The sequence below is a fragment of the Bacillus sp. BML-BC051 genome (assembly GCF_019656175.1).
Classification (GTDB): Bacteria; Bacillota; Bacilli; order Bacillales; family Bacillaceae_G; genus Bacillus_A; species Bacillus_A mobilis.
Genome location: NZ_BPLI01000018.1, coordinates 255,644 through 279,542 on the forward strand (window position 1 = coordinate 255,644; position 23,899 = coordinate 279,542).

Consider the following 23,899-nt stretch of genomic DNA (forward strand, 5'->3'; position numbering starts at 1 on the left):
TTTAACAAATGATAAGTTTTCTGATCAATTTGTTTCACAAAAATAGTATAGCATACCTCTTCCTTTTCTAACAACTTAATTGTATGTCATATTTAATATAATGTGATATATTTTTTAGTATATATCACAATTAATGCATCATATTTAATATTTCTTAAAAATAAAAAAAACACCTCGCGCTCTAAAGCACAATGTGTTTTTTATTTCACAACTACAAGACGTGGTCCATCTTGTTCTCTTTCTTTCATTATCTCATTTTGCTGTTTCTCTTGTCGTTTTACATGACTAGCAACATTTAATAATATACCCATCGAGATTAGATTAGCCAACAAAGAACTACCACCATAACTAATAAACGGTAAAGGTACCCCTGTAAGCGGTATTAATCCAGACATACCACCAACATTAACAAATGTTTGTATTCCAATTAAACTTGCAATTCCTATTGCAATTAAACTTCCAAATGGATCTTTACATTTTTGTGCCACTCTAAACGAACGAATGATAATAAGTAGTAAACAGATTAAAATGATAGCTACACCTATAAAACCTAGTTCTTCAGATATAATTGCCATAATAAAATCCGTTTGTGGCTCTGGTAAATAGCCATACTTTTGTATACTATTCCCTAATCCTCTACCACCTAATCCACCTGAGGCAATTCCAATAAATGAATTTATTAGTTGAAATCCATCCTTTTGCGGATCACTAAATGGATCAAGAAAAACTGAAAATCGAGCTTTTTGGTAGTTACTTAATTTATAATTTCCGATAAAATACAACGCCGGAATCCACACGATAGATGTTAATAAAAATCTTTTTATCCACAAGTTAACATTAACTCCTGAACAGAAGAACATAATTAACACTGTTCCACCTATTAATATGTCAGTCCCTAAGTCATTTTGTAATAAAATTAATACCATCGATCCACCGACAATAAATATAGGAGGTATTATCCCTTGTAAAAAAGGGGTTTTCCTCTCTTGTTTCTTAGCAAAAAAACTTGCTAGCGTAATAATAACTACTATTTTTACAAACTCAGCTGGTTGTATACCTAGTATCCATCCTTTTGCACCATTGATTACCTTACCGAAAAGGAAAGCTGCTGTTAGTAACCCAATACTCCCTAACCCCATCGCTGTAAGAACTATTTTTTTCCTCCAAAATTTGTAAGGGATTATAACGACAATCACAAGCATTACCGTTCCAATAGCAAGAGCAACTAATTGTTTTTTAAAAAAGTAATTTGCTGGCCAGTTATATTTCGACGAAATCGCGACAATGGAACTAGAACTATATACCATTATAACTCCCAACACACATAAGATAACAAGAGGAAGTAACAATGAATAATCCATTGATTTCCATACTCTTTTCATTTCATTTCCTCTCTCTGTTTCAATTTAATTATTGTTGTATTCCATATGTACATTGATTCTTCCTGCTTTATTATACAAATAAAAAGCCCAAACTTTTTCAGTTTGAGCCCCCCTATTTGAACCCGTTATTGTTGTTTGTTTGTAAATGCTTCATGAAGTGCAGATAACTCACGTTCAAGCTCTCCTAACATTGCTTTCCCTTGTTCTTCTGCAATAAGACCAAGGCGAACTGCAAAATCGACCTCGCGGGATAGTCCAAACATTTGTGTGTCTAACACTTCTTCATATAATGGACATTGCGGCATTGTAAGGTTGTCCATTTGCACCTTAATAAGTCTTAAAATCTTCTCCGCATCCGCTTGTAGAAGGGCTAGTGCCTTTTCCTGATGATTTGATACTGTCTCAGACGCCAAATTGATTCCCTCCGTTTCCGTCCTACTCTCTCCTATCTATTAATATTAGCGATAGTTTTAGTAAATTGCAATAGAAACATTTTTTGTGACAACCATGTCTAATGCTATTATACTGAAAAGTGGGAGTATAACACAAATGGGGGAACAACAATGAGCGAAATTTTATTTATTAATGGAAAAGTTCGTTTTCCAATCACTATCGATCCAACTGTTTGGATCTTTGATGATCGAAAAGTAGATTTGACAACTTACTTTGATGAAACAAGAGAAAACACATCAGAACTAGAAGCTTATTTGAAAAACACTTCAGAACATTGGGATCGCGAAATCCGTGATGGTGCTGCGTTTCCACCGATACAACAAAGTGTAAAGAAATATAAAAAAGAACAGCTAATTACTGGAACGTTCGGTATACCATTTCATCCATTTCTTGCTAACGCCGAAATTTCAGATGACGCTACGCAAGTCAAAATTGAAACAGTAGATCAAACAATAATACTTCCATTAGAAACTGTAGAAAATGCTATACTTGGTTTTTCAAAAGAAGGAAAGCCATTAAAAGAGGATGGACCTGTTTATCTATATTACAATGATGGATCTAATAGACAAAATCCAATCCGTAACATCCGTAAATTTACAATTATTTAAAATGTATACTTGGAAGAAAAAGGAGTGAGCCTCAGCCCACTCCTTTTATAATAAATCTGCTGCTAGTTGAGCTAAATTCGATCGCTCACCTTTAACAAACTTTACATGACCACTAATACGTTGCTCTTTAAACTTCTCTACAACATATGTTAAACCGTTATTATACTCATCCAAATACGGATGATCAATTTGCTGAGGATCTCCCATTAATACGATTTTACTTTTTTCTCCTACTCTTGTCAGTATCGTTTTCACTTCATGTTTCGTTAAATTTTGTGCTTCGTCAATTATAATGAACTGATCCGGAATACTTCTCCCACGTATATAGGTAAGAGCTTCTACTTCAATCGAACCCATTCCAGCTAAAATAGCATCTAACTCTCCTGGCTTTTTCGTATTAAATAAATACTCTAGATTATCAAAAATCGGCTGCATCCACGGTCTTAACTTTTCTTCTTTTTCTCCTGGTAAATAACCGATATCTTTTCCGACTGGAACAATTGGCCTTGCAACGAGTAGTTTTTTATATAACCCTAAATCTTCAGTTTGCATAAGCCCTGAAGCTAAGGCTAGTAATGTTTTTCCTGTACCAGCTTTCCCTGTTAACGTTACTAGCGGAATATCTTCACGAAGCAACAATTCTAATCCCATAATTTGCTGCACATTTCGTGGTCGTATCCCCCATACTTGTTCATTGTGAAAAATAAGTTTCTTTACCTTCTTACCTAAGTGATCCACAATACCAAGTGCTGAACTAGATCCCCCTAATGCATCTTTCATTACTACAAATTGATTTGGATAAAAAGGATGGTTTGCAATTTCGGATAAAGGCAATTCACCTTTTTCATAAAAATAATCCAATTGCTCTTTTGATATATACCCTTCCAAAAATCCTGAATATATATTATCTACTTCAATTACACGATCACTTAAATAATCTTCCGCCTTCAAACCAATTGCATCAGCTTTTACCCTTACGAGCACGTCTTTACTTACTAAAATAACAGACTTCCCGTCCTCTTTTTCTTGCTCTTCTAAAGATAAATTTTTTGCTACAGCTAAAATTCGATTATCATTTGTTTTTTCTACAAAAATATCTTGTAGTTGAACAAATGAACGATGATTTAATTCAATACGAAATGTACCGCCGTTTTCTAGCGGAATACTTTCATGCAGCTTTCCTATCTCACGAAATTTGTCTATTAACTTAGATACATAACGAGCATTTCGTCCTACTTCATCCATATAACGTTTTTTCGAATCAACCTCTTCTAATACAACTGCTGGAATCACTACTTCATTGGTTTCAAATGAAAAAATAGATAAAGGATCCTGCAAAAGTACATTCGTATCTAACACATAAATTTTATCCAACCTGTTACCCCCTGACTCCACTTTTAAATTTGTAGAACAAGGGTTTCATCCATACAATATGGACGAACCATTGTTATAATTATATGTACCGTATAAACGAGGTAGAATCGAAATCCATAGCCATTAAACCTTTTATTTATTTTTTATTCATTTCTATTCAATATATTACTTTTAATTATAATTATTAACATAAAATCACAATAACTGATTACAAAAGTTAACAACTGACTTTCTTATTTATCACATTTATAATTCTTTTATTCCTACTAACACTTGGTTATCCAGCTTCTTCGCTGCGCGAATATCATATGTTTTTTCATATGTTGGTACAGTTGCAAGTTTCGCTCCATAAAACATAACATCACGTACTTCTTGTACATTTACTTCTATTACAGTTAATTTTAGAGGAATGCCTTCCATTCTATCAGTCAAAATTTCACCTGCACCACTTATGGAAAATACGGATTCATTCGCCATTATAGTCAATACCACCCCAGTACTATGCCGTATATTTTCCACAATACGTGAACGCTGATCTACTGCAAATCGAATACTAGTTTCACTAACTGCATACACCCAAGAAATAGCACTTACGTTAGGAACTTGTTTTTCGAAGTCTGTTGTTGCCACCATAACAATACATTCTTTACGTAACGTTTGTACTAAATCATCTGTTAATGTAGGCTCTACTACATTCGCCATATTTCCACCCCCAAATATACTTAATATATCCTTATCATAACTTATTTTTCGAATTGCGAAAATATTATTTTTTCCCGCTATTATTCAAAAACATTATACTTCCATGATATACTTATACTGATAGAATTCGTATTGAGGTGACGAAATGAGAGTCAAATGTATGATTTGTGATAAAAAAGATATGTTAGATGATGAAAATCCTATGGCAAAAAAACTGCGTAACCGCCCTATTCATACATATATGTGCATGGAATGTTCGGAACGAATTGCAGAACGTACGATGGAACGTCATGCAAGTGGTAATTTCCGATTATATCGTGATAAAAAAGTCGAAGACGATTGGTAAAATGTAAATAAGTCCTTAATCATATAGATAAGGACTTATTTATATTTTTCAGGTTCACGATTCATTTGATCCAAAAAGCAATCAATAGCTTCTAATGGAAACCTGGCAGATTTTTTTTCTCCATTCATTTCATATGTAATCAAATACATTTCTTCGTTCTTTTTAACTTCCACATCCGTTAATTTATATTCTTCATATATCATATTTTGAAATAACAAATACGTTTCTTTTGCAGCACGATCATCTGGACGTGCTTCGGCAACTGTTTTAATTGTTAACCAATTATATAGTGCATCTTGTACTGAACGCATAAAAACCCGCCCCTCACCCTGCTTTTTGTTGTCTTGCTTGACGTAAACGCAACCTATAAATCCCAAGTACAATCGCCGCTACAACAAGCCCCTCTCCAACAGGTAAAAAAACTGCAAAGAAAGTTAAAACTGTACACCCAATCGCTAACGATATATATATCACTATATTTTTTATTATTGATAGTTTTCTTGCAAAACCTAAATTATACACAAGTGCGCTTAATATAATAATGGTTCCATATAGTAACCACATCCCTAGTTCTGGATTTTCATCAACTTTACATAATTTCGCAAAAAACGACATTCTTTCTAACATCATTCATCCCCCTTTCTCACAAAAAACAAATTTTATTTATGTACTTAATACAAGAGTAACCTGCAAAAAAAATACTGTCCACAAAAAAGAGTAAATATTCCAAAAATAAATACAATAAAAAACAGCTACCCCTCAAAGGTAGCTGTTCTATTATTTTACGCTTCTACAGATTTCTTTTTCTTAGCAGCTCTTTCACGCTCACTCTTATCAAGAATCTTTTTACGTAAACGAATTGATTCTGGAGTTACTTCACAGAACTCATCATCGTTTAAGTACTCTAATGACTCTTCTAAAGTCATTAAGCGTGGTTTTTTCATTGTTGAAGTTTGATCTTTCGTCGCAGAACGAATGTTAGTTTGTTGTTTCATTTTCACAACGTTAACTGTTAAGTCGTTCTCACGAGTGTGTTCTCCGACAATCATACCAGCATATACTTCTGTACCTGGTTCAACGAAGATTACACCACGGTCTTCAACTTGCATAATACCGTATTGTGATGCTTTTCCTGTTTCAAGTGAAACTAGAACACCTTGGCGACGTCCACCAACTTGTCCAGCGTGTACTGGTTGGTAGCAATCGAATGTATGGTTTAAAATACCGTAACCACGAGTTAATGTTAAGAATTCTGTTGTGTAACCAATTAAACCACGTGCTGGAACCATGAAAGTAAGGCGAACTTGACCGTTTCCGTTATTCACCATATCTAACATTTCACCTTTACGTGCACCCATAGATTCCATAATAGAACCAGTGTATTCTTCAGGTACATCGATTTGCACGCGCTCTACAGGCTCACATCTTACGCCATCAACTTCTTTAATAATTACTTCAGGCTTAGATACTTGTAGCTCATAACCTTCACGACGCATGTTTTCAATTAGGATAGATAAATGTAATTCCCCACGTCCAGATACGATCCACGCATCAGGAGAATCTGTATTATCTACACGTAAACTTACATCTGTTTCTAATTGTGAACGAAGACGCTCTTCAATTTTACGAGATGTAATGAATTTACCTTCACGACCTGCAAATGGGCTGTTATTTACAAGGAATGTCATTTGTAGTGTTGGCTCATCAATACGTAATAATGGTAAAGCCTCTTCATGCTCAACCGGACATACAGTTTCACCTACGTTAATGTCTTCCATACCTGAAACAGCTACTAAATCTCCAGCTTTTGCTTCTTCAATTTCTTGACGTTTTAATCCAATGTAACCAAATAATTTCGTTACACGGAATTGTTTTACAGTTCCGTCAACTTTCATTAATGCAACTTGTTGTCCTACTTTCATTGTACCACGGAATACGCGTCCAACCCCGATACGACCAACATAGTCATTGTAATCAAGAAGTGCTACTTGGAATTGAAGTGGCTCTTCGCTGTTATCAACTGGTGCTGGAATATGTTCAATAATTGTGTCAAACAATGATTTCATATTCTCTTCTTGATTTGCTGGATTTGAATCTAAGCTTGCTGTTCCGTTCATTGCTGATGCAAATACAACTGGGAACTCTAATTGATCTTCGTTTGCACCAAGTTCGATGAATAAGTCAACTACTTCATCAACTACTTCATCAGGGCGAGCGAAGTCACGGTCAATTTTGTTTACAACAACGATTGGAGTTAAGTTTTGCTCAAGAGCTTTCTTTAAAACAAATCGTGTTTGTGGCATACAACCTTCATATGCATCAACAACAAGTAGAACACCATCAACCATTTTCATGATACGTTCTACTTCTCCACCGAAGTCAGCGTGACCAGGTGTATCTAAAATGTTAATTCTTTTATCTTCATAGTGAATCGCAGTATTCTTCGCTAAAATTGTAATACCACGTTCTCTTTCTAGATCGTTTGAGTCCATTGCGCGTTCTTCAATATGTTCATTCGCACGGAACGTCCCCGCTTGACGTAATAACTGGTCAACAAGTGTTGTTTTACCATGGTCAACGTGGGCAATAATTGCTATATTTCGTAAATCTTGTCGTTTTTTCAACATGTCCAACTCCTAATGTCTTTTTAATCCTTCTCTATTATAAGAGCGAAGGGGATACAATGGCAATCAAAATAAAATCAAGAATGAAAATATAGTTGTATTCTTACTTTTGTGAAAGTAAAATAAAATTGGAGGGTGAAGAAATGGAACACATTCAATATCGCTTTTTATTAACTGCAATTATCGGTGTTATTTTCTTAATCGGTATCGGTATTATGGTTGCTGAAAATAGTCCCATCGGTGTTATCATTTGCATTATCGGCACATTTGTTACAGTTGGATACGGTTTTGTAACAAAAAGAAAAATGCGTAAATCGCAATAACGTCAAAAAGTAAGAAGCGCTTATACAGCCTCTTACTTTTTTTGTTACTCCGCTATAAATCGTAACACCTCTTCATACACTCCAGGTTTTGCAACTAATACGCTGCTCTTCTCTACGATTGAAAGCGGGGATCCAGAAAATGTTGTCGCCTTGCCTCCAACTTCCTCTACAATTATCTGTCCCCCACCAAAATCCCATGGTGATAATCTCGGCGTTACATATGCATCTATTCTTCCTGTTGCAACGTATACCATCTCTAACGCTGCACAGCCATATGATCTCGTGCCTCTTGCTTTCTTAACCAGCGCCATCATACTTTCCTTATTCAGCAATGGATTATCGGTAAGCCATATCGCATTTAAAGCTACAATTCCTTGCTCTACAGTTCCTTTTTCCAATAAAGGTATTGGTACTTCATTACAAAATGCTCCAGCTCCCTTTACCGCATGGTATAATTCATCATGAACTGGATCATAAATGAGTCCAACCTTTCCGATACCGTTCTCATAAATTCCAATTGAAATTGCGAAATTTCTTTTTTGATGAACAAAGTTCATCGTGCCATCAATTGGATCAATTAACCAAACAACCCCATCAGAAGAAGTTACCTCATCTCCATAACCTTCTTCTCCTAAAATATTATGGTTCGGGAATGTTTCTTTAATTTTCCCAATTAAAAACTGTTCTATTTCTCGGTCCATATTTGTTACTAAATCAGCTGCATTGGATTTCGTTTCTATAATAAGTGCTTTTTCCATTGATGCCATTAAAAACTCTCCTGCATCTCGAATCCACTGTTTGGCGTGTGCATCGATGTCTTTCCATACTTCTTGCATGTTTAAACACTCCGATCTATACTGTTCACAGAAAAAACGAACCCTTTATAAGGTTCGCACCAACTAATTTTTTATACATATACTATTATTACGCCTCTAAACGAATCATTTCAAGTCTTAACACTTCTAACTTTTGTACACACTCTTCTTTTTTCAGTTTATCATTTTCCATCATCGCATCATATAAAGTTGCTAATTCATAATCTAGCTCCAAACGTAGCACCGGTATTCTCTTTTCAGCATCTGTTCTCTTTAACGCATTAATCACCTGTCTCATATTATTTGCCTCCTCCCAATATTCGTCTGCCCTCGGACTAGAATTAATTAAATTTTCTGATTTTTTGTTTTATACTATACTATGTTGGATAAATCATCTATGCAACAAAATTATATTTTTTTATTTAAATTTTTTTTGTGCTGTTTTTTTTATGAATAGTACAAGCTATGCTAAAATAAAAGCAAAATAGGAGTTGGAGGAACAATCATGACACTACAAACATTCAAGTCAACTGATTTTGAGGTCTTTACAGTTGATGGTCTCGAAGAACGAATGAGTGCAATTAAAACGAACATTCATCCTAAACTTGAAGCTTTAGGGGAACAGTTTGCAACGTATTTATCCAAACAAACTGATGAGAACTTTTTTTATCATGTAGCAAAACATGCACGTCGCAAAGTCAATCCACCAAACGATACTTGGGTTGCTTTTTCAACAAATAAACGCGGATATAAAATGCTACCACATTTCCAAATTGGATTATGGGGTACTCATGCCTTCATATACTTTGGTTTAATCTATGAGTGTCCACAAAAAGTGGAGACGGCTCACGCCTTCTTAGAACATTTAAATGATTTAAAAACAAATATTCCAAATGACTTCGTTTGGTCCATTGACCATACTAAACCAAGTGTAAAATTACATAGAACACTTGAAACAGAAGACTTACAAAAGATGATTGAACGTCTAGCTACTGTGAAAAAAGCAGAATTATTAGTTGGTATTCATATATCACCAGAGGAGTTTTCAGCAATGACCAACGAACAATTCCTTGCTAAGATTGAATCTACGATGCAATCACTCCTTCCTTTATATGCACTTTGTAATCGATAGTAGAAAACGGACAATTTATATTGTCCGTTTTTAGTTGTTATCACATTATATCACTTCAGTTTTCATTTTTCAAAATATTTTTACATTTTCACAAGCTTTTGTTCTTCAGTTTCTTTTGCCCTTTGAATCGCACGATATATAGAATATCCACTTACTTCTTGAAACTCCTTATCAATTTTCTTCTCTTCTGCTTTAGATGGAACAATCTCTTTAAAACGACGATATAATCCCATTAATTCTTCTCTTATAATTCCTTTTTCGTATGCTTTCTCAATTGCTTCATAAAACTTCACAATTGCAACCATTTCCTCATTTGACCAATCATAATCTAGCGGATATTGATATTCCATTTTGCACCTCATTTATCATTTCTTCTTATTTCAATATGCTATCTTAAAGGAATTTTTTCTTCTTCACTATAGCCACTTTGCATTATACACTATTTATTCCTTATGATGGAATTGTCTTCCTCTATAAGGTAATTGGAAATAACTATTTAACATACTCACTGTAAAAATATTTTTTTCTATACATCTATAATTATTGGTGATATAATGCTTTTGTTTTATAGAAAACAAAGTGAACCTACCATCTCAAAAACACTTTTGTGAATGGCAGAAAAACAAGCCTCATACTAAAAAAGAACTTAACTTTTTTAGAACAGGATTATATAAAACAAATAATACTAAATATTACGAAGAAGAAGGGGTGTATAGATTGTCCCAATACGAAACACCATTGTTTACCGCTTTAGTTGAGCACAGTAAGCGAAATCCAATTCAATTCCATATTCCTGGTCATAAAAAAGGACAGGGTATGGATCCTACATTTCGCGAATTTATTGGGCATAATGCATTAGCAATTGATTTAATTAATATTGCGCCGCTCGATGATTTACATCATCCAAAAGGTATGATTAAAGAAGCACAAGATTTAGCAGCCGCTGCATTTGGTGCAGATCATACTTTCTTTTCTATTCAAGGTACAAGTGGTGCAATAATGACAATGGTGATGAGCGTTTGCGGTCCTGGTGACAAAATCCTAGTGCCACGAAACGTGCATAAATCAGTAATGTCAGCTATTATTTTCTCAGGTGCAAAACCGATTTTCATGCATCCTGAAATCGATCCAAAACTTGGTATTTCGCATGGAATTACAATTCAATCTGTCAAAAAGGCACTTGAAGAGCATTCAGATGCGAAAGGCTTACTTGTTATTAACCCAACATACTTTGGCTTTGCTGCAGACTTAGAACAGATTGTCCAATTAGCACATTCTTACGATATCCCTGTACTCGTTGATGAGGCCCATGGTGTTCACATTCATTTTCACGATGAATTGCCGATGTCAGCGATGCAAGCCGGTGCAGATATGGCAGCAACAAGTGTTCACAAATTAGGAGGATCTTTAACGCAAAGTTCTATTCTTAACGTGAAGGAAGGCCTTGTGAACGTAAAACATGTTCAATCTATTATTAGCATGCTTACGACGACATCAACTTCTTACATCTTGTTAGCATCCCTAGATGTTGCTAGAAAACGTCTTGCTACAGAAGGAACAGCACTCATAGAACAAACTATACAATTAGCGGAACAAGTTCGTGATGCTATTAATGCTATTGAGGATCTTTACTGTCCTGGAAAAGAAATGCTAGGTACGGATGCTACTTTTAACTATGATCCTACAAAGATAATTGTATCTGTAAAAGATTTAGGTATTACAGGCCATCAGGCTGAAGTATGGCTTAGAGAGCAATATAACATTGAAGTAGAACTCTCAGATTTATACAACATACTATGTCTTGTCACTTTCGGAGATACAGAAAGTGAGACAAATACACTTATTGCAGCATTACAAGATTTAGCAGCAACATTTAGAAATCAAGCCGATAAAGGTGTTCAAATACAAGTAGAAATCCCAGAAATACCAGTGCTAGCACTTTCTCCTCGAGATGCTTTTTATTCGGAAACAGAAGTCATTCCGTTTGAAAATGCAGCAGGTCGTATTATAGCTGATTTCGTTATGGTTTATCCGCCAGGGATTCCAATCTTTACTCCGGGGGAAATTATTACACAAGATAACTTAGAGTATATTCGTAAAAACTTAGAAGCGGGTTTACCTGTACAAGGTCCTGAAGATATGACATTACAAACATTACGTGTGATTAAAGAGTACAAGCCTATCAGTTGATAGGCTTTTCTTTCACCCTTTTTTCCTTTTCTCATACGATATGAAGTAATGTAACGTATAGGTGGGGATACTATTATGATTGTAATAGGCCGTTCTATTGTACATCCTTATATCACAAATGAATATGAGCCATTTGCAGCTGAGAAACAACAAATTTTATCGATAATGGCAGGAAATCAAGAAATTTATTCCTTCCGAACATCTGATGAACTCAGCTTTGATCTAAATTTGCGAGTGAATATTATTACTTCTGCATTAGAACTTTTTCAAAGTGGATTTCAGTTTCGCACATTTCAACAGTCCTTTTGCAACCCCCAATATTGGAAAAGAACGTCACTTGGGGGATTCGAGCTCCTTCCAAACATACCCCCTTCCATTGCCATACAAGATATTTTCAAAAACGGAAAACTATATGGAACTGAATGTGCCACCGCTATGATCATTATTTTTTACAAAGCTTTACTATCCTTGTATGAGGAAGAAACATTCAACCGTCTCTTTGCAAACCTTTTACTTTATACGTGGGACTACGATCAAGATTTAAAGCTCATAACAAAAACGGGTGGCGATCTAGTTCCCGGCGATCTCGTTTATTTTAAAAATCCACAAGTGAATCCAGCTACAATCGAGTGGCAAGGAGAAAATACAATCTATCTAGGAAATTTCTTTTTTTACGGACATGGCGTAGGTGTAAAAACAAAAGAGGAAATTATATACTCTTTAAATGAACGACGAGTCCCCTACGCTTTTATTTCAGCTTTCTTGACCGATACTATTACCCGTATTGATAGCCGTCTCATGAGCCACTACGCCTCTCCTAGCACTCCACAGACATCGATAGGATTTATTCCCATTAGAGATGATGCAATCGTTGCAACAGTTGGCCATACAACTACAATTTATTAAAAAAGCGCCTACATATGTATATGTAGGCGCTTCTTCTTATTTAAGCTTTTGTATGTTCTTTATGGTCACATTCGCAGTGAGATCCACATTTCCCGTATAGTACTGTTGATTTTTCATCTTCAAAATGTCCGATTGTTCCTTCACATACTTGGCATACGATTGTTCCCATTTTTCATTTCCCCCTGAGTTTTAATAATAATCTACTTATTTATAATTAAGCTTTCGCTTTGTCTTTATTAGCACAGTCACAATTTGTACCACATTTTCCGTAAAGCACAGTCGTTTTTTCATCTTCAAAATGACCGATTGTTCCTTCACATACTTGGCATACGATTGTTCCCATTTTTCATTTCCCCCTAAGTTTATGGTCCTAAAAACTTTTAGCTGTCCATTTCCTATCAATTATTGGGCTTTTGTATGCTCTGTGTGATCACATCCGCAAGATCCACATTTCCCGTAAAGTACCGTTACTTTCTCATCCTCGAAGTGTGCAATTGTACCTTCACAATCTTGACATACGATCGTTCCCATTTTTCATTTCCCCCTAAGTTTATAATCCCAAAAACTTTTGTAACCGCTTAACTTTCTGTCTTTATTTTAATATGTTATACTTTTTACGTCAATAGGTTTTTAGTATAACACATTAAATATTTTTAATTTAAATTAGTATGCGATATTAAAACAAAAAAACAGCCATATTTATACGTACGACTGTTTTACATTAATTATTCTTCATATTCCGCATGCAAAGAAGTAGATGGGACTAAAAATTTAAAGAATTGAGCTAACTCCGCCGCTTCCTCTTCTGATCCTAATTTAAAAACTTCCTGTATATGTTGCACATTCTCTACATCATCTCGTCCAAGTAAAGTAGATCTTCCTGTTTGCATGCAAACAATGAGTGGCTTTCCAAAAAACATATTTGTATAAATAACACCAAAATCATAACGAGTATCATGTGTCATAAACCCCAAAAATCGTACCTTCACACTTTCATGCTCATCATACAATTTTTCAAACATCGGTTTCCACCTTTCTACATCACCTTTCATTAGTATATTAAACAAAAAAAGGAATACTCCTTTTAATTGTCAAAAAATTCAGTAGGATGTAGAATGATATTATTCTACTAAGTTAGGGGGAACTTATATGCAACATGCCTTTATTACGCTTGTACCTAAATCCAATCAACAATCTGTTTCAATAGATGATATAAAACAACTTTTTCTTTACTATCAAACAGTTACTTCCAAAACTGGTGTTCAAATTAATTACGCTTATACAAATACCGCTTTTCCTTATGAAATTTTAGAAACATCAGCAACAACATTAAAACTACAATCTACTCACGATCGATATGACTCCATTTATGTTGGTATCGGTATAGAAAAGGAACAATCTTTTATTCAGATTTCTTTACCACCTAATGCAACATTTGGTGATAAAGGAAAAGCAAATGAATTTTGCCGTTTTCTAGCGAAGAAATTAGAAGGAGAATTACAATTATTTAATGGAAGAACAATGTATTTCTATAAACGTTAATTTAAAAACAAAAATAAATGATTAGAAAGATCATACTATTTGTGCAAGTAAGAAGTATTGCTTTTCTCCTTGCACTTAGTATGACATACGCTATTACATACGCTAAGTACAAAAATATAAGAAAAAGAAAAATTTTATAATGTAATTTATCACGACTTGACAATAATAACACTGCTGAAAATCCACTCCATAAAACTAGATGAAAAAATGAAGCTAGCGTAATTTTCATAGCGTTCCCCCCTTCTTCTTCCTATTATATGCTTCAGCTCTTCCCTCTTAACATTTTGAAAGTAAACTTTTCCAAATTCCACCTAATCTACTGTTAAATTTTTCTGTTTTTTTAATTCCTCAACTATTCACATACGAATATCCCTCGTTTTTAACAATAAATCCTCTCATATCTCCTATAAGATAGATTATTCATTTATCGCATGGTATACTCCTTAAAGAGAAAAGATAGAAAGGAAATAATGATACATGGTATTTAGCAATTTGTTTTTCTTATGCCTTTTTTTACCTGCAATTCTTTTCGTTTACTACTCAGTACGGAAAGAATTACAAAACATAGTTCTACTATTGTTTAGTTTATTATTTTATGCTTGGGGAGAACCAATATATGTCTTCCTAATGCTTTTTTCTATTTTCATAAACTATTGGTTCGGAATTTGGCTTAATAAGGACCAACTGTCTAGTGCAAATAGAAAAGTCATTCTTACTATAGCAATCGTTGTCAATATTGCTATACTAGGATATTTTAAATATGCTAATTTCTTAGTAGATAATATAAATGGAATTTTCCATACAAACATTGTACTCGAAAAAATCCCCTTGCCCATTGGAATTTCATTTTTCACTTTCCATGCAATGAGTTATATTATCGATATTTATAAGAAGAAAGTAGAAGCTCAGCGAAATCTATTTGATCTCGCACTATACTTTACTATTTTCCCGCAATTAGTAGCAGGACCAATTGTTCGATATAATACAATCGCTCATCAATTACATGTTAGAACAGTTACTGCTGATAAGTTTTCAGAAGGAATTCGTCGTTTCATCATTGGATTGGGAAAAAAGGTTTTAATTGCGAATCAATTGGGAGCTATTGCTGATGAAATATTTGCAATGGACCCAGCAACAATGAGCGTATCTACCGCTTGGATTGGCGCAATCGCTTACACATTACAAATTTATTTCGACTTTTCAGGTTACAGTGATATGGCAATTGGATTAGGAAAAATGTTCGGATTTGATTTCTTAGAGAATTTCAATTATCCATATATTTCAAAATCTATCTCTGAATTTTGGCGTCGTTGGCACATTTCACTTGGTTCTTGGTTCCGTGATTATGTTTATATTCCATTAGGCGGGAATCGCGTATCTACTTGGAAAATCTATCGTAATCTCTTCATTGTATGGGCGTTAACCGGATTTTGGCATGGAGCTAGTTGGACATTTATGATTTGGGGTATTTATTACGGATGTTTAATTGCTTTAGAAAAGGCTGGTTTCGAAAAAATATTACAAAAATTATGGTGGCCGATTCAACACGTATACGTTATGTTTTTAGTGATTATTGGTTGGGTTTTCTTCCGCGCTGATAATTTTAGCTACTGCTCAAAATTTTTACAAGCAATGTTCGGATTAAATGGATCGTTAACTGACATTACGAGTTATTTCTATGTAATGAATTATTGGGGAATCTTTATACTTGCTATTATTACATCAGCTCCAATTTTCTCTTGGATTAAGAATCTATTAGCAAATAAAAAGGTAGTCATTTTATCTCCACTTTATTACTTGAGTGTTTTAATTATAACTATGATGTATTTAACAAATGCAACTTACAATCCATTTATTTACTTCCGCTTCTAAAGGAGGGCTAACTATGAAAAATTTCACTAATCGTATATTAATTACAGGATTTCTCGCTATTATTTTTGGAATGTGTATATGGACCGGAAAAATAATATATTGGGACAAAAAAAGTTTTTCTGATTTTGAAAATAGAGAATTAGCTTTGAATCCAGTCCTAACTATTGATACTATAAAATCCGGAAAATATTTCAAAGATACTGAATTACATTTTACAGATCACATTGCAGCACGAGACAGATTTATTGAAACATACACAAAGTTACAAATGAAATTCAATCGAACTTTCGTAAATAACAATTATGTTGCAGATGACGGTTTCATTTTATCTGCACCTACCAAAATAGATATGCGTAATCAAATTAAACAATCTGTTAATGAATTAGAAAACTTACAAACTCAATTTCCAAAAACAGAATTTTATTTCTTGTTAGCTCCAAGTAAACTAACGGCATTTTCGTATAAATACCCGCCATATGTAGATCGTGGGTACGATCAAAAGCATCGCGATTATTTTGTACAAGAGTTACAGAAAATAAATTTCCCTGTTATTGATGTTCTTCCTACTTTTCAAAAAGAATTTACTCATGAACAATTAGAAGATCTATACTTTAAAACAGATCACCATTGGAATATGAAAGGTGCATTTTATGCATACGAACAAACAATGAATCACATTACTAATGAATCTAAAATAGTTAAAGGTAATGCTGTTAATCGAGATGATTATAAAATAACTACAGAAAAACCGAATGGACAATTTATCGGTAGTTGGAATAAACAACTGTATAATTTAATAAAAACACCTGAAACAATCCCATATGTACAATTAAAGCAAAACCCAAATATGTGGGATAATTACACTGTGTATCTCGGTCCAAAATCAGAAGAATCGATGCAAATGCCAATGAAGGAATTCTTTGCAGTGGACAAAAAGAAGCTTTCACCAGACTATAGTTCTGTTTACCAAACAGACTATGCACAGATAAATATCTTAAATCCAGATGCAAAAAACAAGCTACATGCTGTCATCATTAAAGATTCTTATGCAGATGCGACTTATCCTTTATTTGCACAAGAGTTTGAACAAACAACATTTATTGATCCACGATTTGCGGCAAGTAAAAATGTAAAACAAGACCTCGAAAAACTAAATGCTGATATCGTGTTATTCCTTTATAATGACACTAGTACAAATAAAGAAATGTATCAATTTGAAAATAAAGAATAAAAACAAGAGGTGAATCGAAGAGATTCACCTCTTGTTTTTCTATGCATATAACATAAAAAAACGTCTTCTAAATTTAGAAGACGTTTTTTTATAATTATTTTACAATGTGAATTGGCATTCCAAGAGCAACTTCAGCTGCTTCCATTGTGATCTCACCTAATGTTGGGTGAGCGTGGATTGTTTGAGCGATATCTTCTGCTGTCATTCCAGCTTCGATAGCTAAACCAATCTCAGAGATAATATCAGAAGCGCCTGCACCTGCAACTTGAGCACCTACAAGAAGACCGTCTTCTTTACGTGTTACAAGTTGTAGGAAACCGTCAGTGCTGTTTAATGATAACGCACGACCGTTTGCAGCGAATGGGAACTTAGATACAGCTACTGTCATTCCTGCTTCTTCTGCTTGTTTCTTAGTGTAACCAACAGATGCTAATTCTGGATCAGTGAAGCATACTGCAGGAATTCCGATGTAATCGATTGCTGATGCATGGCCACTAATTGCTTCAACAGCTACTTTACCTTCGTAAGAAGCTTTGTGAGCTAATGGTGGTCCAGGAACGATATCACCGATTGCATAGATGTTTGATACGTTTGTACGACATTGCTCATCGATTTCGATGATGCCGCGGTCAGTCATTTTAACTCCAACTTGCTCAAGACCGATTTCTTGAGTGTTTGGACGACGACCTACAGTTACTAATACGTAATCTGCTTCTACAGTTTGGATTTCACCTTTAACTTCAAAGCTAACTTTTACGCCAGTTTCTGTTTCTTCAACGCCTTTAGCCATAGCTTTTGTATGGATATTTACGTTACCTTTCTTTTGAAGAGCACGTTTAACAACAGAGCTCATAGCTTTTTCGAAACCAGCTAAGATTTCGTCACCAGCTTCTACTACAGTAACTTCTGTACCGAAGTTAGCATATGCAGTTCCTAATTCCATACCGATGTAACCGCCGCCGATTACAACAAGTTTTTTAGGAATTTCAGGTAAGCTTAAAGCGCCTGTAGAGTTGATAACACGTTTAGAGTATTTGAATCCTGGAATTTCGATTGGTGTAGAACCAGTTGCAAGAACAGCATTTTTAAACGTATACGTTTGAGCTGCATCTTCAGTCATTACGCGTAATGTGTTAGCATCTACGAAGTAAGCTTCACCGCGAATGATTTCAACTTTGTTACCTTTAAGAAGGCCTTCAACACCGCCAGTTAATTTCTTAACTACGCCGTTTTTCCATTCTTGAACTTTTGTAAAGTCAACTTTTACGTTCTCTGCAGTGATACCCATGTCATCAGAATGCATTGCATTCTCATAACGATGACCTGCATTGATTAACGCTTTTGAAGGAATACATCCAACGTTTAAGCATACGCCACCAAGGTTAGCTTTTTCGATAATTGCTACCTTTTGACCTAATTGTGCTGCACGAATTGCCGCAACGTATCCACCAGGACCTGCACCAACAACGACTGTATCTAATTCAATTGGGAAATCTCCTACTACCATTGTTATTACGCCTCCATTACTAATAATTGTGGGTCATTCAATAGACGTTTAATTTGGTTTAATGCTTTTTGAGCAGTTGCGCCGTCAATTAAACGATGGTCAAAGCTTAGAGATAATGCTAATACTGGAGCTGCAACGATTTCACCGTTTTTCACAACTGGCTTCTCAGCGATACGGCCGATACCAAGGATTGCTACTTCTGGGTGGTTGATAACTGGAGTGAACCATTGTCCACCTGCAGAACCAATGTTTGTGATTGTGCAAGAAGCACCTTTCATTTCAGCCGGAGCTAAACGACCATCACGTGCTTTACCAGCAAGATCATTGATCTCGTTAGAAATAGTGAAGATAGACTTGCGATCTGTATCTTTAACAACTGGTACTAATAGACCTTTGTCTGTATCAGCTGCGATACCGATGTTGAAGTAATGTTTATGAACTACTTCTTGAGAAGCATCATCTAAAGAAGTGTTTAACATTGGGTATTCACGTAATGCAGATGTTAAAGCTTTAACAACGTATGGAAGGTAAGTTAATTTAATACCTTTGTCAGCTGCAACAGCTTTGAACTTCTTACGGTGCGCAACAAGTTCTGTTACATCTACTTCATCCATTAATGTTACGTGAGGAGCTGTATGCTTAGAGTTAACCATTGCTTTAGCAATCACTTTACGGATACCACTCATTTTCTCACGAGTTTCTGGATATTCACCAGCTGGGATTGGTTGTGCTTTTGGTGCTTCTTCTTTCGCTGCTGCTGGAGTAGCTTCTACTGCTGCTGGAGCCTCAGTTGCTGCTACTGCTTGTCCACCATTTGCAAATGCATCGATGTCAGCTTTTACGATACGACCGTTCTTACCAGAACCAGCTACTTTATGAATGTCTACGCCGTTTTCACGAGCATATTTACGAACAGATGGCATAGCGATTACGCGCTCATTTACTACTTCTGCAGTTGCTGCTGGAGTAGCTTCCGCTGCTGGAGCTTCTACTGCTGCTTCTTCAGCTTTTGGAGCTGCATCATGATCGTCACCTTTAAATTTAAGGTTTTCGTATCCAGGAGCATCAAATTTAATTAATGTATCTCCTACAATTGCAACTGTTCCTTCTTCTACAAGTACTTCAAGTACTTTACCTTTAACAGGAGAAGGGATTTCTACTACTGCTTTATCATTTTGTACTTCAAGAAGTACATCGTCTTCGTTTACTTCATCGCCTGGTTTAATAAACCATTTTACGATTTCACCTTCGTGGATACCTTCACCGATATCTGGTAGTTTAAATTCAAATGCCACGGAATTCAGCCCCCTGATTCATTTCATTATTATGGAATATGTACAAAAGAAACCAGCATGTGCTGATTTCTTTTGCACATGAAAAGCTAAAAATTAGAAGTTCATTACTTTGTTAACAGCTTCAACAATATCTTTATGGTTTGGTAACCATACGCTCTCAGCTTGAGAGAATGGGAATACTGTATCAGCAGCTGCAACACGTACAACTGGAGCTTCTAAGTTTAAGATTGCACGGTCGTTAATTTCCGCTACAACGTTAGCTGCAATACCAGCTTGTTTTTGTGCTTCTTGAACTACAACTACGCGGCCTGTTTTTTCAACAGAAGCGATGATTGTTTCGATATCTAATGGTTGAACTGTACGTAAGTCAACTACCTCTAAAGAGATACCTTCTTTTTCAAGTTCTTCAGCAGCTTTTAATGCAGCATGAACCATAGCACCGTAAGCGATAACAGATACATCTGTACCTTCACGTTTGATATCAGCTTTACCTAAATCAATTGTGTAATCGCCTTCTGGTACATCTTGACGGAATGAACGGTACAATTTCATATGCTCTAAGTAGATAACTGGATCGTTGTCACGAATCGCAGAGATTAAAAGACCTTTTGCATCGTATGGAGTAGATGGAATAACAACTTTTAGACCAGGTTGTTGAGCCACTAATCCTTCTAAGCTATCAGCATGTAGTTCAGGAGTATGAACACCGCCACCGAATGGAGAACGAATTGTTACTGGAGCAGTCCAACGTCCACCAGAACGGTAACGCATACGAGCTAATTGACCAGAAACTGAATCCATTACTTCATAAATGAAACCGAAGAATTGGATTTCTGGAACTGGACGGAAGCCTTCTAATGCAAGTCCAACTGCAAGTCCACCAATACCAGACTCTGCAAGTGGAGTATCCATTACACGATCTTCACCGAATTCAGCTTGTAAACCTTCAGTAGCACGGAATACACCGCCGTTTACACCAACGTCTTCACCAAACACAAGTACGTTAGGGTCATTTTTCATTTCAACGCGTAAAGCATCAGTGATTGCTTGAATCATTGTCATTTGAGCCATGGCTTACTTCGACTCCTTTTCTTTGTAAATTTCATATTGTTCAGCTAAGTTGTAAGGCATTTTTTCGTACATGATTTCCATTAAATCAGTAACTTTTTGTTTTGGAGCTTGGTCAGCCTTAGCAATTGCTTGTTTGATATCTTCTTTTGCTTCTTCGATTACTTTCTCTTCAACTTCTTGAGACCATAGGCCTTTGTTTTCTAAGAATGCACGGAAGCGTACGATTGGATCTTTTTGTTCCCATTCGTTCTCGATATCTTTTGTACGGTAACGAGTTGGGTCATCACCAGCCATTGTATGTGGACCGTAACGGAATGTTAAAGTCTCGATTAAAGTAGGGCCTTCGCCGTTTACTGCACGCTCACGAGCGAAAGCAGTTGCTGCGTATACAGCTAATGGATCCATACCGTCTACTTGAATTCCGTAAATACCTGCTGCTACTGCTTTTTGTGCTACAGTTTTAGCTGCAGATTGCTTTTCTACTGGAGTAGAGATTGCATAACGGTTGTTTTGTACAACGAAGATTGCTGGAGCTTTGAATGCACCCGCAAAGTTCATACCTTCGTAGAAGTCACCTTGTGAAGCACCACCGTCACCAGTGTAAGTAATTGCAACAGATTTTTTACCACGTAGTTTCATACCTAACGCAACACCAGCAGTTTGGATGATTTGCGCACCGATAATGATTTGTGGAGCAAGTGCATTTACATTCTCAGGCATTTGGTTACCCATGAAATGTCCACGAGAGAATAAGAACGCTTGGTATAATGGTAAACCGTGCCATACTAATTGTGGCACATCACGATATCCTGGTAAGATGAAATCTTCTGCTTCAAGTGCGAAATGACTTGCTAATTGAGAAGCCTCTTGTCCAGCTGTTGGTGCGTAGAAACCTAAACGCCCTTGACGGTTTAAAGAAATAGAACGTTGATCTAGTACGCGAGTATACACCATACGGCGCATTAATTCTTTTAATTGATCATCAGATAATTCAGGCATAGCTGCTTCATTCACAACTTCGCCTTTTTCATTTAAAATTTGTAATGTCTCAAATTGAGCTGCGATAGCTTTCATTTGCTCATCAACATTAAATAGGGTCTTTTTTGTTTTAGTACCCATTCCGTTCACCTCTTCCTCTCTTGAACCATATTCTGAAACGCTTTCACTATCTAGTAGCTAGACTGAAAACGCAACAATGTAAACCAACAAATTTATCTGTCGGTTGAGAATAATTTTGTGTACCTAACAATCTGTACTAATGTTTTTTCAGAAACATATTAATACAATCTTGATCACGTTTTTTAGTTTACAACTATTCTAATTACGATGTCAATTACTTTGGTTACGTTTTTTTATAAATAATCTGCAGGTTTCTTCTACACAAACGTGTTTTTATTTTTCACATCTGTATTAGTAAGCATTAACCTACTGTTATATTATTCCCTTTTCAACTTATTTTTTCTCTTAGAATAATATGTAAACGATTTAATTCTCTTTAGTTTTTCTCTCTTCTTAGCAAAAATATACAAACTCTTCTTCCTTTTATAGGTAATTACCCATACATTTCTACTCTTCCCTCCATACATTATAGTAACCGCAGTATTAGCGGGAAATGATAAAGGAGGTCATCTCATGTACGGATACTCATATTGCTATCCAACTTGTTCATATCCTTCCTACGGTTATGGCGGTTCTTGTGGCGGGTCTGGACGCGGCTTCGCCTTAATCGTTGTGTTGTTTATTCTTTTAATTATCGTTGGTGCTGCTTGCATTCGCTAATGTAAAATGAAACAACTATGGAAAGAAACAGACGGCTTTGCCGTCTTTTCTTTTAATTACATACATATTCTATAGCAAAACGCTTCCCCTACTTGTCGATGACTTTTTTCAGCTCCTTTGGTAGACTAAAAGAGAAAGGAGAGATTACATATGCTTACAATGAAAGATGTCATTCGCGAAGGAGATCCTATTTTGCGAAACGTTGCAGAAGAGGTATCAATGCCGGCGAGCGAAGAAGATACAACTGCCCTTAAAGAAATGATTGAATTTGTAATCAATAGCCAAGATCCTGAAATGGCTGAAAAATATAGTTTACGCCCTGGAATTGGATTAGCGGCTCCACAAATCGGTATTTCAAAGAAAATGATTGCGGTTCATGTAACTGATACGGATGGCACGTTATATAGTCATGCATTATTCAACCCAAAAATCATTAGTCATTCTGTTGAACGTACATATTTACAAAGCGGGGAAGGCTGTCTATCAGTAGACCGCGAAGTACCTGGTTATGTCCCTCGTTACACAAGAATTACAGTGAAAGCAACATCTATCAACGGCGAGGAAGTAAAATTACGTTTAAAAGGTTTACCAGCAATTGTATTTCAGCATGAGATTGACCATTTAAATGGTGTTATGTTCTATGACCACATTAATAAAGAAAATCCATTTGCTGCTCCTGACGATTCAAAACCTCTAGAGCGATAATAAAAAGGCGGGAGTTAATCTTCCGCCTTTTTATATGAAATG

General features: G+C 35.6%; 30 protein-coding genes. 11 read left to right on the plus strand and 19 right to left on the minus strand.

Features of this window, described 5'->3' with window-relative positions; genetic code table 11:
* Positions 1-200 precede the first annotated feature (200 nt).
* Together K5S59_RS10820 and K5S59_RS10825 are read right to left on the minus strand one after the other, a co-directional pair.
* Positions 201-1,382 carry an FtsW/RodA/SpoVE family cell cycle protein gene (locus K5S59_RS10820; protein ID WP_000832784.1) on the minus strand — a complete coding sequence of 394 codons (1,182 nt, stop codon included), beginning with the start codon at positions 1,380-1,382 and terminating at the stop codon, positions 201-203.
* A gap of 125 nt (positions 1,383-1,507) precedes the next feature.
* Positions 1,508-1,795 carry an Fpa/YlaN family protein gene (locus K5S59_RS10825; RefSeq protein WP_000135698.1) on the minus strand — a complete coding sequence of 96 codons (288 nt, stop codon included), beginning with the start codon at positions 1,793-1,795 and terminating at the stop codon, positions 1,508-1,510.
* 150 nt (positions 1,796-1,945) lie between these two features.
* Between K5S59_RS10825 and K5S59_RS10830 the strand changes: the two genes are divergently transcribed.
* Positions 1,946-2,443, plus strand: coding sequence for a hypothetical protein (locus tag K5S59_RS10830; protein ID WP_001289798.1), 498 nt, complete (start codon positions 1,946-1,948; stop codon positions 2,441-2,443).
* 45 nt (positions 2,444-2,488) lie between these two features.
* Here K5S59_RS10830 and K5S59_RS10835 read toward each other — a convergent pair whose 3' ends face one another.
* Both K5S59_RS10835 and K5S59_RS10840 read right to left on the minus strand, forming a co-directional pair.
* Complete coding sequence (locus K5S59_RS10835; protein ID WP_000358079.1) at positions 2,489-3,817, minus strand: PhoH family protein; 1,329 nt, start codon at positions 3,815-3,817, stop codon at positions 2,489-2,491.
* Between the two features lie 246 nt (positions 3,818-4,063).
* Positions 4,064-4,519, minus strand: a complete 456-nt coding sequence (locus tag K5S59_RS10840) for a pyridoxamine 5'-phosphate oxidase family protein (RefSeq protein WP_098258193.1) — start codon at positions 4,517-4,519, stop codon at positions 4,064-4,066.
* Between the two features lie 145 nt (positions 4,520-4,664).
* On the opposite strand from K5S59_RS10840, the gene K5S59_RS10845 reads away from it, so the two are divergent.
* Entirely contained in the window at positions 4,665-4,865 is a 201-nt protein-coding gene (locus K5S59_RS10845) for a YlaI family protein (RefSeq protein WP_001995040.1), read from the plus strand.
* Positions 4,866-4,900: 35 nt separating this feature from the next.
* On the opposite strand, the gene K5S59_RS10850 is transcribed toward K5S59_RS10845, so the two are convergent.
* The 3 genes from K5S59_RS10850 to typA all read right to left on the minus strand — a co-directional run bounded on the left by K5S59_RS10850 (position 4,901) and on the right by typA (position 7,492).
* Positions 4,901-5,176 (minus strand): hypothetical protein, encoded by a 276-nt coding sequence (locus K5S59_RS10850; RefSeq protein WP_098872132.1) that lies wholly within the window; start codon positions 5,174-5,176, stop codon positions 4,901-4,903.
* Between the two features lie 13 nt (positions 5,177-5,189).
* On the minus strand, positions 5,190-5,492 hold the full coding sequence (locus K5S59_RS10855; RefSeq protein WP_000893660.1) for a YlaH-like family protein: 303 nt from the start codon (positions 5,490-5,492) through the stop codon (positions 5,190-5,192).
* Positions 5,493-5,647: 155 nt separating this feature from the next.
* Positions 5,648-7,492 (minus strand): translational GTPase TypA, encoded by a 1,845-nt coding sequence (gene typA, locus K5S59_RS10860; protein WP_000914755.1) that lies wholly within the window; start codon positions 7,490-7,492, stop codon positions 5,648-5,650.
* Positions 7,493-7,632: 140 nt separating this feature from the next.
* Here typA and K5S59_RS10865 point away from each other — a divergent pair, with 140 nt between their 5' ends.
* Positions 7,633-7,812: a DUF5325 family protein gene (locus K5S59_RS10865; protein WP_000400130.1), complete on the plus strand. Its 180-nt coding sequence runs from the start codon at positions 7,633-7,635 to the stop codon at positions 7,810-7,812.
* A gap of 44 nt (positions 7,813-7,856) precedes the next feature.
* Here K5S59_RS10865 and K5S59_RS10870 read toward each other — a convergent pair whose 3' ends face one another.
* The gene (locus K5S59_RS10870; protein WP_073516258.1) at positions 7,857-8,648 is read right to left on the minus strand and encodes an inositol monophosphatase family protein; all 792 of its coding nucleotides are present in this window, start codon (positions 8,646-8,648) and stop codon (positions 7,857-7,859) included.
* Positions 8,649-8,736: 88 nt separating this feature from the next.
* The gene (locus tag K5S59_RS10875) at positions 8,737-8,925 is read right to left on the minus strand and encodes a hypothetical protein (protein WP_001250166.1); all 189 of its coding nucleotides are present in this window, start codon (positions 8,923-8,925) and stop codon (positions 8,737-8,739) included.
* A gap of 207 nt (positions 8,926-9,132) precedes the next feature.
* Here K5S59_RS10875 and K5S59_RS10880 point away from each other — a divergent pair, with 207 nt between their 5' ends.
* Positions 9,133-9,759: a YktB family protein gene (locus K5S59_RS10880; protein WP_000175088.1), complete on the plus strand. Its 627-nt coding sequence runs from the start codon at positions 9,133-9,135 to the stop codon at positions 9,757-9,759.
* Between the two features lie 80 nt (positions 9,760-9,839).
* On the opposite strand, the gene K5S59_RS10885 is transcribed toward K5S59_RS10880, so the two are convergent.
* Positions 9,840-10,109 carry a UPF0223 family protein gene (locus K5S59_RS10885; protein ID WP_000456541.1) on the minus strand — a complete coding sequence of 90 codons (270 nt, stop codon included), beginning with the start codon at positions 10,107-10,109 and terminating at the stop codon, positions 9,840-9,842.
* A gap of 367 nt (positions 10,110-10,476) precedes the next feature.
* Here K5S59_RS10885 and speA point away from each other — a divergent pair, with 367 nt between their 5' ends.
* Entirely contained in the window at positions 10,477-11,949 is a 1,473-nt protein-coding gene (gene speA / locus K5S59_RS10890) for an arginine decarboxylase (RefSeq protein WP_000084900.1), read from the plus strand.
* Positions 11,950-12,024: 75 nt separating this feature from the next.
* A complete protein-coding gene (locus K5S59_RS10895) occupies positions 12,025-12,855 on the plus strand; it encodes a protein-glutamine gamma-glutamyltransferase (protein WP_000635326.1) in 831 nt (276 codons plus the stop codon).
* Positions 12,856-12,895: 40 nt separating this feature from the next.
* Here K5S59_RS10895 and K5S59_RS10900 read toward each other — a convergent pair whose 3' ends face one another.
* From K5S59_RS10900 to K5S59_RS10915, 4 genes are all read right to left on the minus strand, one after another.
* Positions 12,896-13,024, minus strand: coding sequence for a GapA-binding peptide SR1P (locus tag K5S59_RS10900; protein ID WP_000536796.1), 129 nt, complete (start codon positions 13,022-13,024; stop codon positions 12,896-12,898).
* Between the two features lie 45 nt (positions 13,025-13,069).
* A complete protein-coding gene (locus tag K5S59_RS10905; protein WP_000536800.1) occupies positions 13,070-13,198 on the minus strand; it encodes a GapA-binding peptide SR1P in 129 nt (42 codons plus the stop codon).
* 59 nt (positions 13,199-13,257) lie between these two features.
* On the minus strand, positions 13,258-13,386 hold the full coding sequence (locus tag K5S59_RS10910; RefSeq protein ID WP_000536778.1) for a GapA-binding peptide SR1P: 129 nt from the start codon (positions 13,384-13,386) through the stop codon (positions 13,258-13,260).
* Between the two features lie 194 nt (positions 13,387-13,580).
* Positions 13,581-13,877, minus strand: coding sequence for a DUF3055 domain-containing protein (locus K5S59_RS10915; RefSeq protein ID WP_033656384.1), 297 nt, complete (start codon positions 13,875-13,877; stop codon positions 13,581-13,583).
* Between the two features lie 127 nt (positions 13,878-14,004).
* Between K5S59_RS10915 and K5S59_RS10920 the strand changes: the two genes are divergently transcribed.
* A complete protein-coding gene (locus K5S59_RS10920; protein WP_001163312.1) occupies positions 14,005-14,397 on the plus strand; it encodes a DUF1885 family protein in 393 nt (130 codons plus the stop codon).
* A 1-nt stretch (position 14,398) separates the two neighbouring features.
* Here K5S59_RS10920 and K5S59_RS10925 read toward each other — a convergent pair whose 3' ends face one another.
* A complete protein-coding gene (locus tag K5S59_RS10925) occupies positions 14,399-14,626 on the minus strand; it encodes a hypothetical protein (RefSeq protein WP_000705128.1) in 228 nt (75 codons plus the stop codon).
* Positions 14,627-14,874: 248 nt separating this feature from the next.
* On the opposite strand from K5S59_RS10925, the gene K5S59_RS10930 reads away from it, so the two are divergent.
* Both K5S59_RS10930 and K5S59_RS10935 read left to right on the plus strand, forming a co-directional pair.
* A complete protein-coding gene (locus K5S59_RS10930) occupies positions 14,875-16,269 on the plus strand; it encodes an MBOAT family O-acyltransferase (protein ID WP_000232070.1) in 1,395 nt (464 codons plus the stop codon).
* A 13-nt stretch (positions 16,270-16,282) separates the two neighbouring features.
* Entirely contained in the window at positions 16,283-17,500 is a 1,218-nt protein-coding gene (locus K5S59_RS10935; protein WP_097844178.1) for a DHHW family protein, read from the plus strand.
* 94 nt (positions 17,501-17,594) lie between these two features.
* On the opposite strand, the gene lpdA is transcribed toward K5S59_RS10935, so the two are convergent.
* From lpdA to pdhA, 4 genes are all read right to left on the minus strand, one after another.
* Positions 17,595-19,007, minus strand: a complete 1,413-nt coding sequence (gene lpdA / locus K5S59_RS10940; protein WP_000260106.1) for a dihydrolipoyl dehydrogenase — start codon at positions 19,005-19,007, stop codon at positions 17,595-17,597.
* Between the two features lie 5 nt (positions 19,008-19,012).
* Positions 19,013-20,302: a pyruvate dehydrogenase complex dihydrolipoyllysine-residue acetyltransferase gene (pdhC, locus tag K5S59_RS10945; protein WP_220784051.1), complete on the minus strand. Its 1,290-nt coding sequence runs from the start codon at positions 20,300-20,302 to the stop codon at positions 19,013-19,015.
* Positions 20,303-20,395: 93 nt separating this feature from the next.
* Positions 20,396-21,373, minus strand: a complete 978-nt coding sequence (pdhB, locus tag K5S59_RS10950) for a pyruvate dehydrogenase complex E1 component subunit beta (protein WP_000068162.1) — start codon at positions 21,371-21,373, stop codon at positions 20,396-20,398.
* Between the two features lie 3 nt (positions 21,374-21,376).
* Positions 21,377-22,492, minus strand: a complete 1,116-nt coding sequence (pdhA, locus tag K5S59_RS10955) for a pyruvate dehydrogenase E1 component subunit alpha (RefSeq protein WP_000536893.1) — start codon at positions 22,490-22,492, stop codon at positions 21,377-21,379.
* 513 nt (positions 22,493-23,005) lie between these two features.
* Here pdhA and K5S59_RS10960 point away from each other — a divergent pair.
* Positions 23,006-23,152, plus strand: a complete 147-nt coding sequence (locus K5S59_RS10960; RefSeq protein ID WP_000274562.1) for a YjcZ family sporulation protein — start codon at positions 23,006-23,008, stop codon at positions 23,150-23,152.
* Between the two features lie 150 nt (positions 23,153-23,302).
* Positions 23,303-23,857 carry a peptide deformylase gene (def, locus tag K5S59_RS10965; RefSeq protein ID WP_000957053.1) on the plus strand — a complete coding sequence of 185 codons (555 nt, stop codon included), beginning with the start codon at positions 23,303-23,305 and terminating at the stop codon, positions 23,855-23,857.
* Positions 23,858-23,899: the final 42 nt, after the last annotated feature.